At 50.6% G+C, this 6,972-nt stretch carries 10 protein-coding genes and 1 tRNA gene; 6 read left to right on the forward strand and 5 right to left on the reverse strand.

Annotated features, from left to right (window positions below; translation table 11 throughout):
- From ACN4EK_RS31585 to ACN4EK_RS31610, 6 genes are all read left to right on the forward strand, one after another.
- A partial coding sequence (locus tag ACN4EK_RS31585; protein WP_431662416.1) for a VWA domain-containing protein occupies positions 1–1,033 on the forward strand: 1,033 nt, incomplete at its 5' end.
- 2 nt (positions 1,034–1,035) lie between these two features.
- Positions 1,036–1,515, forward strand: a complete 480-nt coding sequence (locus ACN4EK_RS31590; RefSeq protein WP_431662417.1) for a GNAT family N-acetyltransferase — start codon at positions 1,036–1,038, stop codon at positions 1,513–1,515.
- 72 nt (positions 1,516–1,587) lie between these two features.
- A complete protein-coding gene (locus ACN4EK_RS31595) occupies positions 1,588–2,004 on the forward strand; it encodes a hypothetical protein (RefSeq protein ID WP_431662418.1) in 417 nt (138 codons plus the stop codon).
- Between the two features lie 81 nt (positions 2,005–2,085).
- Complete coding sequence (locus tag ACN4EK_RS31600) at positions 2,086–2,496, forward strand: heavy metal-responsive transcriptional regulator (RefSeq protein ID WP_431662419.1); 411 nt, start codon at positions 2,086–2,088, stop codon at positions 2,494–2,496.
- 41 nt (positions 2,497–2,537) lie between these two features.
- The gene (locus ACN4EK_RS31605) at positions 2,538–2,780 is read left to right on the forward strand and encodes a thioredoxin family protein (protein ID WP_431662420.1); all 243 of its coding nucleotides are present in this window, start codon (positions 2,538–2,540) and stop codon (positions 2,778–2,780) included.
- An 18-nt stretch (positions 2,781–2,798) separates the two neighbouring features.
- Entirely contained in the window at positions 2,799–3,791 is a 993-nt protein-coding gene (locus tag ACN4EK_RS31610; protein WP_431662421.1) for a permease, read from the forward strand.
- A gap of 95 nt (positions 3,792–3,886) precedes the next feature.
- Here ACN4EK_RS31610 and ACN4EK_RS31615 read toward each other — a convergent pair.
- From ACN4EK_RS31615 to ACN4EK_RS31635, 5 genes are all read right to left on the reverse strand, one after another.
- Positions 3,887–3,960: transfer RNA gene (locus ACN4EK_RS31615), tRNA-Pro, on the reverse strand.
- A gap of 79 nt (positions 3,961–4,039) precedes the next feature.
- Positions 4,040–4,405, reverse strand: a complete 366-nt coding sequence (locus ACN4EK_RS31620; protein ID WP_431662422.1) for a DUF1818 family protein — start codon at positions 4,403–4,405, stop codon at positions 4,040–4,042.
- 13 nt (positions 4,406–4,418) lie between these two features.
- Complete coding sequence (locus ACN4EK_RS31625; RefSeq protein WP_431662423.1) at positions 4,419–4,931, reverse strand: hypothetical protein; 513 nt, start codon at positions 4,929–4,931, stop codon at positions 4,419–4,421.
- Positions 4,932–5,001: 70 nt separating this feature from the next.
- Positions 5,002–5,229, reverse strand: coding sequence for a DNA-directed RNA polymerase subunit omega (locus ACN4EK_RS31630; protein WP_431662424.1), 228 nt, complete (start codon positions 5,227–5,229; stop codon positions 5,002–5,004).
- A gap of 181 nt (positions 5,230–5,410) precedes the next feature.
- Positions 5,411–6,766 carry an NAD(P)/FAD-dependent oxidoreductase gene (locus tag ACN4EK_RS31635; protein ID WP_431662425.1) on the reverse strand — a complete coding sequence of 452 codons (1,356 nt, stop codon included), beginning with the start codon at positions 6,764–6,766 and terminating at the stop codon, positions 5,411–5,413.
- Positions 6,767–6,972: the final 206 nt, after the last annotated feature.

Raw genomic sequence — 6,972 nt, forward strand, 5'->3', positions numbered from 1 at the left:
AGATGTGTATAAGAGACAGCCCCAGGATCAGTCGGAGCAAGAACAGGAGCAGGAAGAGGAGCAAGAGGAAGAAAACGAGTCACAGTCAGAACCCGACTCAATGAACATCCCAGAGGAATTTGTGTTTGATGCGGAAGGGGTGATTCTCGATCCATCGGTGTTGTACTTTGCTCAAATGGCAACTCGGCAGGGCAAGTCTGGGAGTCGAACGCTGATTTTCTCGGACGATCGCGGTCGGTATGTCAAACCGATGTTGCCCAAGGGAGCAGTGCGGCGGATCGCGGTGGATGCGACCTTACGGGCGGCGGCTCCCTACCAAAAAGCCAGACGACAACGGGCGGCAGCCAGTGCCTCTACTTCAGCCCCCCCGCGCAAACGGGTGTTTGTGGAACAGGGCGATGTCCGCTCCAAACGATTAGCCCGAAAAGCGGGAGCGTTGGTTGTGTTTGTGGTGGATGCTTCTGGCTCGATGGCACTCAACCGGATGCAATCTGCTAAGGGTGCGGTGATGCGGTTACTGACCGAAGCCTATCAAAATCGCGATCAGGTGTCGTTAATTCCCTTCCGGGGCGAACAAGCGGAAGTGTTGTTGCCACCGACTCGATCGATTGAAGCGGCTAAACGCCGTCTCGATCGCTTGCCCTGTGGCGGTGGTTCCCCCTTAGCCCACGGACTGACCCAAGCGGTACGGGTTGGCATGAATGCCAAGCAATCGGGGGATATTGGTCAGGTGGTGATTGTAGCGATTACCGATGGTCGCGGTAATATCCCTTTGGCACGATCGCTGGGAGAACCGATCATGGAAGGGGAAAAGCCGGATATTAAAGCCGAACTACTGGACATTGCTGATAAAATCCGGGCGATCGGTTTCCAGTTGTTAGTAATCGATACCGAAAACAAATTTATTTCCACTGGATTTGCCAAGGAACTGGCGACTCATGCAGGCGGCAAATATCACCATCTGCCCAAAGCTACGGAACAGGCGATCGCCTCCATGGCAATGAACGCCATTTCCGACCTCCGTTCTCGCTAACTATGTCCATCGTGCTACCTGCCGGATTGATCCTCCGTCCTGCCCAACGTCAGGATTTGGGAGCAATCCGGTGGTTGGTGTTGGGCGCTAAACTGGATCCAACTCAGTTGCGCTGGTCGCAGTTTTGGGTGATTGACCAGGCTGGACAGGTAATTGCCTGTGGACAGTTGCGATCGTTTACCGCCGCCCAGGAGTTAGGCAGTCTGGTGGTGGCTCGGCAATGGCGGGGACAGGGATTAGGCACAGCGTTGACCCACCATCTAATTCAGCAGGCAACGGAGCCATTGTATTTAGAATGCCTGGGATCAAACTTGGCGCAGTTTTATCGGCGGCTGGGATTTCAGTCTGTGACGTGGCAGGAGCTACCGCGATCGCTACAAATCAAATTCGGGTTATCGGCATTCGCCAAGCGATTTGGCTTCCCAATGTTTCTGATGCACTACAATCCAGGTCAACATTCCGCTGCAAATCACACAGAATGATCAATCGGTGGTTTGTAAAGTATTTTTGAGTTATTCTGCATCTAATTCTCGATCACCTGGAGGGGATTGCGAGTGAATGCCGCCGAACAGGCAAGTAGTATCGAAACTGCCACGAAGATTGCTGCTGTCGTCAATTTGTTTAAAGCAGAGTTTCCCGATGCTCGATCGGATCTGAAGCCGTGGGCAAATGATCCCGATACCCGCGAGTTAGTTGACCCCGACTCGATCGACATTGGGTTTCACTTCCCTGGCTTTTCTCGCCTCCTCCAAAGTCGCAGCATCCTGTTACAAATGCGCTTTTATACTGATCCCATTGCAGACACTCGGCGGGCGATCGGGGCGGAAATCGCTGGCTTCGATCACACGGGCAAACGCTGGTGGCTCTCTACGGTCGAAAATTGGACGTTCATCGGCGATCGTTGCCCCACTCCAGAAATGGCAGAAAAGCTGAAAACTTTTCTCCATCAAGCTTTAGCGTTATTTAACTGAAATCACCTGGAACAACCCTTGACCTTATACCAGGGTATAAGGCTTAGGATAAGGCTATGCGATTGCAATGGAGCCATATCCATGTTCCAGGTGGGGGAAGTTTCACGCCAGCTAGAGATTAATCCACAGACCCTATACTTTTACGAACGGATTGGATTAATCCCGTCGCCGCAACGAACTGAGGCGGGCTATCGATTATTTAGTCAGCAGGATGTGGAACGACTTACCTTTATTGTTCGTGCCAAGTCGTTGGGACTGACCCTGGATGAAATTAAGGACATTCTGACGTTGAAAGATCAGAGATCGCTGACCTGCGGGGTACTGCACGATCGCCTTAGCCGGAAACTTCAAGAAATTGCAGACACCATTCACCAGTTACAAGCTTTGCATGATGAGTTAATCCCACTGGTTCAACGGTGTTCCGAACATCTGCAAACCCCAGATCGGCAATGTGTGGTTTTAGATCATGCTGATGAAATTCACTCAGGATAATGGCGGCGATCGCAGTCCAATATTGATATGAGGACTGAGCAATGAGCGGCATTAAGGTTGAAGTATTGGGATCAGGTTGCCAAAAGTGCCAGCAATTAGAACGCAATGTCAGAGCCGCGATCGCGGCATTGCAATTAGAAGCAGAAATAGTGCATATCAAAGATCCAATTGAAATTGCTCAGCGTGGAGTGATGTCTACACCAGCATTAGCAATCAATGGGAACGTGCGTAGCAAAGGTAAGGTGATTTCTACCGAAGAGATTCAACTCCTGTTGCAAGCTTAAGCCATTAAGGACAAACCTATGTTTGATCCGTTTTACCCATTTGACTGGCTGGCAACACAGATTGTGACTCATCTCTTGGGTTTATCTGTAAACTCGCACCTGGGAGCTAGCCTGCATTTTTTCCTCTACGATGTTCCCAAAGTGCTAACCCTGCTGCTGGTTATCAGCTTCTTAGTTGGAACAGTTCAAAGTTTTCTCCAACCTGAAAATGTGCGGCATTGGTTGGCTGGCAAACGGACGTTCGGTGGCAATATCCTGGCAGCAATGATAGGAATCATTACACCGTTTTGTTCCTGTTCAGCAGTACCCCTGTTTATCGGCTTTTTGGAAGCTGGGATTCCGTTAGGGATAACCTTCTCTTACCTGATTGCAGCCCCAATGGTGAATGAAGTGGCTGTGATCTTGCTATGGGGACTATTTGGCTTCCACGTCACCCTCTTATACATCAGCTTTGGGGTGTTGCTCGCGATCGTCGCTGGTTATACAATCGGGCGACTTAAATTAGAACACTGGGTAGAACCTTTTGTATGGCAACTACACCATGCCGCTCAAGGAATCGCTCAAGATCATCCGATCGAACTAGCTCATCTGAGTTGGCACCAACGCTTCCAACAGGGCTGGTATCAGTCTAAGCAAGTTGTTCAATCCGTTTGGCTTTATGTAGTCGTGGGGATTGCGATCGGGGCAGGCATTCATGGGTATGTGCCAACTACATTAGTGACTCAAATTGCCGGGGCTGATAATCCCTTGGCGGTTCCGGTAGCCGTCATTTTAGGTGTGCCGTTGTATGCCAATATTGCTGGCGTGATGCCGATTACCGAAGCTTTGGTTAATAAAGGGATGCCTCTAGGAACTGTATTAGCGTTTACTATGGCGGTTACGGCGCTCTCACTCCCGGAAATTGTGATTCTGAGAAAAGTTTTGCGTCCCAAACTGCTGGCTGTGTTTATTAGCCTCGTAACCTTCGGCATTATTTGTATTGGCTACGGGTTTAATGCTCTGCTTGGTTAGCAACCGTAGCCCTGGTTTTGGTAATTCCGCAAATCACCAGTTTATAAATTCCATTTAAAATACCAAAACCCTCTCATTGAGAGGGTCTGAACCAATCGGAGCGGCGGGATTTGAACCCACGACCCCTACTACCCCAAAGTAGTGCGCTACCAAGCTGCGCTACGCCCCGGTTCGTTTGTCGGCTTAACAACTATAACATAGGAACGCGATCGTTTTGTAAACAAATTTCCCAATTCAGCGGACAAAGTTCAAAAAACCTGCAAAGACTGGATTGCCTGAAGCAACTCTGGCACAACGGCGGCTGACCAGCGACCTTCGCCACCGCGCCCCGTCAGTAAGATAATATGCAGGCTGTAGGACTGGGGATATCCTTCGGCTTCCAGCCAGACTAAATCGCTTTCGACCTCACAGGCGATCGTTTCTTCGTCCATTAGTTCATGGCGGATTTGGGCGATCGTTTGCGTCAATTGGGTGACTAAGCGGCAGAAATCATCTAACTCAGCAGCAGTCAATTCCAATGCCCAGTCATCTGTGCCAATTAAGCCTTGAAATTTCGGTGCTGCCGCATCAATCCCAATCCGCCAACCCTGCCCACTTTTGACCAAACGTGCCATACCAACCAGGTTCCTAAGGTTGAGGGGAAGGCGTAGATGATGCACTGACTGTAAAGGCATCGACCAACGCTTGCACTAATGCCTCCCGTTGGGCGCGGGTCAGGCGATTGATTGCCGCAATATCTCCTTCCATCGGGTTTTGGTTGAGAGTGGCGCGGCTGGGATAATCAGCCTCTTCTATGCGTTCATTCACTCCTAGGTAGTCTGCCAGACTGAGTTTCCAGTCGAGGCGATAGAAGGGCGATCGTCCCTTGCTATAGAGGTGATAGCGAATAAATCGACCGACCAGGGTATTGTCTGTGGCAACCTGTTTGGTTTCTTTACTGACGTACTGGTTTTCTCGCGGTAGATCGGGGATCTGCTGGTAGATTTGTTGCCAGACTCCTTCCGGTCGAACTCGAGGAATGGATTGGGCGATCGCTGGCGGTGCTGCCTGGTGTTCTGTCATGATCAAACCGCCGATCGTACATAGGGCGATCGCAATGATGACGCTAAACCAGCGCCGAACCCACTTCTGCTTACTCATCGAAAATCTTAGTAAAGAATGGTGAGGTCATTGGTCACTCTTCCAGCACCAATGACCTGAATCAGGATGACTATTCGCCGATGATTTCAGGCTGAGTCAGTTCGTCGGACATTTCAATAATTGCCCGCATCACTGGCTTCACAGCCGAGTCTTCATTGTTGTCAAAATCCTCAAACCGACGGCGCTTGGCGCGATTCGCCACTTGAACGGTGATCCGGTAACGGTTGGAGGCGTGCGAAATCAGGTCATCTGCCCGTCGCATCAATTGGCTACTATCAAACGTGGGACGCTTGTGCATAGACTCCCGATCTAAAACAATTCATCCAGTCTATCAAGAGACTTAGAAGCTGAGGATCAGTGCTAAGGATCATGGATTAAATAAAGTCGAATATTCTGCCCTCTGAAGGGGCGAACGACCGTTCGCCCGTACAAAGAAGTATCGAACTTATTTAATTTTCATTCCTAACTTCTTGATCAGGCTAAACCTCGATCGGTTTTTTGGCGGTTGGGGTATGAAACCCGCCGTGGGAGTCAAATTCGACTTGTAGGAGTTCGGCTTCTCCGGTAATCAGTCGCGCCCCTCGGTTGCGGGTGAAGTAGTTCCAACCCCACTGAATCATCACAATCAGTTTGTTATCGAATTCGATTAAGTAATAGATATGGGCAAATACCCAAATTAACCAGGCAATCAACCCAGAGAAGCGGGCAAATCCCAGATCGACCACCGCATGATTTTGACCAATCACGGCGAGACTGCCAAACTCTTCATATTTAAACGGAGTAGGTGTCAGTCCCTTGATCTGCTGCTTGATTAACCTCGCAACATACTCTCCTTCCTGCATTGCCACAGGGGCTACGCCAGGGAGAGGTTTGTCGTCTTGATGGGCGTAGTGTGCCAGATCGCCAATCACAAAGATGTTGGGATACCCAGCCAAACTGAGATCCGGTTCCACCATGACCCGACCAACGCGATCGAGGTTAGCTCCCGTCCGTTCTGCCAGCACTTTGCCCAAACCAGAGGCTTTGACTCCGGCTGCCCAGAGAATTGTGTGGGCTGGAATCTCTTCGGTGCGATCGCCTTCCCGCACTGTCACCACATTGTCAGCGATATTGGTGACTAAGGTTTTTGTGCGGATAGTGACTCCTAAATCTGCCAATGATTGCGCGGCTTTGGCGGATAGCTCGGCGGGATAGGGGGGCAGCACTCGATCGACCCCTTCTAACAACAGGATTTGGGTTTCTGCGGTATCGATCGTCCGAAAGTCATGTTTCAGGGTGTTGAATGCCAGTTCCGCGATCGCCCCTGCCAGTTCCACCCCCGTCGGGCCACCGCCGACAATCACAAAGGTCAGCCAACTACAACGTTTAGCAGGATCGGGTTCTTTCTCGGCAGCTTCAAATGCCATGAAAATCCGCCGCCGCACTTCCAGCGCATCTTCCACCGTTTTCAGACCGGGGGCGGTAGTTTTCCATTGGTCATTCCCGAAGTAGTGATGGCTCACACCTGTAGCAATAATCAAACTGTCGTAGCTTAATTCGCCACCCCGCATGATCACCTTTTGCTGCCGGGGATCCAGATCAACCACTTCTTCCATCAGCACTTTGGTATTGCGGTTGCGGCTGAGAATGCCCCGGAGGGGTGAGGAAATGTCAGCTGGGGATAGTGAGCCGGTAGCCACCTGATAAAGCAATGGCTGGAATAGATGGAAATTGCGTTTGTCAATCAGCGTCACCTCGACGGGCGATCGACCGAGCGCTTTAGCCGCATACAAGCCACCAAATCCACCGCCGACAATGACCACACGATGGGGTGACTGTTGTTCAACCTCTGGCATGTCTAACGTCCCTTCCTTGATACAGTCTGGTCTGCCCTGTGGCTAACCCTAAGCTAACGATTTGGGGTATTTTGTCAAGTTCTATGTAGCCATAGCTTAGCCTGGACTTATCGGTGATCTAGGTAGCGATGGTTACGAAGATGCAGGTTGGGGGGTAGAGATGGGGAGTAGGGAGTGGGGAGTAGGGCTGTCTCTTATACACATCT

This window comes from Pantanalinema rosaneae CENA516, from assembly GCF_050753385.1.
Classification (GTDB): domain Bacteria; phylum Cyanobacteriota; class Cyanobacteriia; order Leptolyngbyales; family Leptolyngbyaceae; genus Pantanalinema; species Pantanalinema rosaneae.

What these genes read in the sequence shown, in the direction of transcription:
- ACN4EK_RS31590 (WP_431662417.1), top strand. Translation starts at nt 1,036, where the DNA reads ATGTCCATCGTGCTACCTGCCGGATTGATCCTCCGTCCTGCCCAACGT.
- ACN4EK_RS31600 (WP_431662419.1), top strand. Translation starts at nt 2,086, where the DNA reads ATGTTCCAGGTGGGGGAAGTTTCACGCCAGCTAGAGATTAATCCACAG.
- ACN4EK_RS31605 (WP_431662420.1), top strand. Translation starts at nt 2,538, where the DNA reads ATGAGCGGCATTAAGGTTGAAGTATTGGGATCAGGTTGCCAAAAGTGC.
- ACN4EK_RS31610 (WP_431662421.1), top strand. Translation starts at nt 2,799, where the DNA reads ATGTTTGATCCGTTTTACCCATTTGACTGGCTGGCAACACAGATTGTG.
- ACN4EK_RS31620 (WP_431662422.1), bottom strand. Translation starts at nt 4,405, where the DNA reads ATGGCACGTTTGGTCAAAAGTGGGCAGGGTTGGCGGATTGGGATTGAT.
- ACN4EK_RS31625 (WP_431662423.1), bottom strand. Translation starts at nt 4,931, where the DNA reads ATGAGTAAGCAGAAGTGGGTTCGGCGCTGGTTTAGCGTCATCATTGCG.
- ACN4EK_RS31630 (WP_431662424.1), bottom strand. Translation starts at nt 5,229, where the DNA reads ATGCACAAGCGTCCCACGTTTGATAGTAGCCAATTGATGCGACGGGCA.
- ACN4EK_RS31635 (WP_431662425.1), bottom strand. Translation starts at nt 6,766, where the DNA reads ATGCCAGAGGTTGAACAACAGTCACCCCATCGTGTGGTCATTGTCGGC.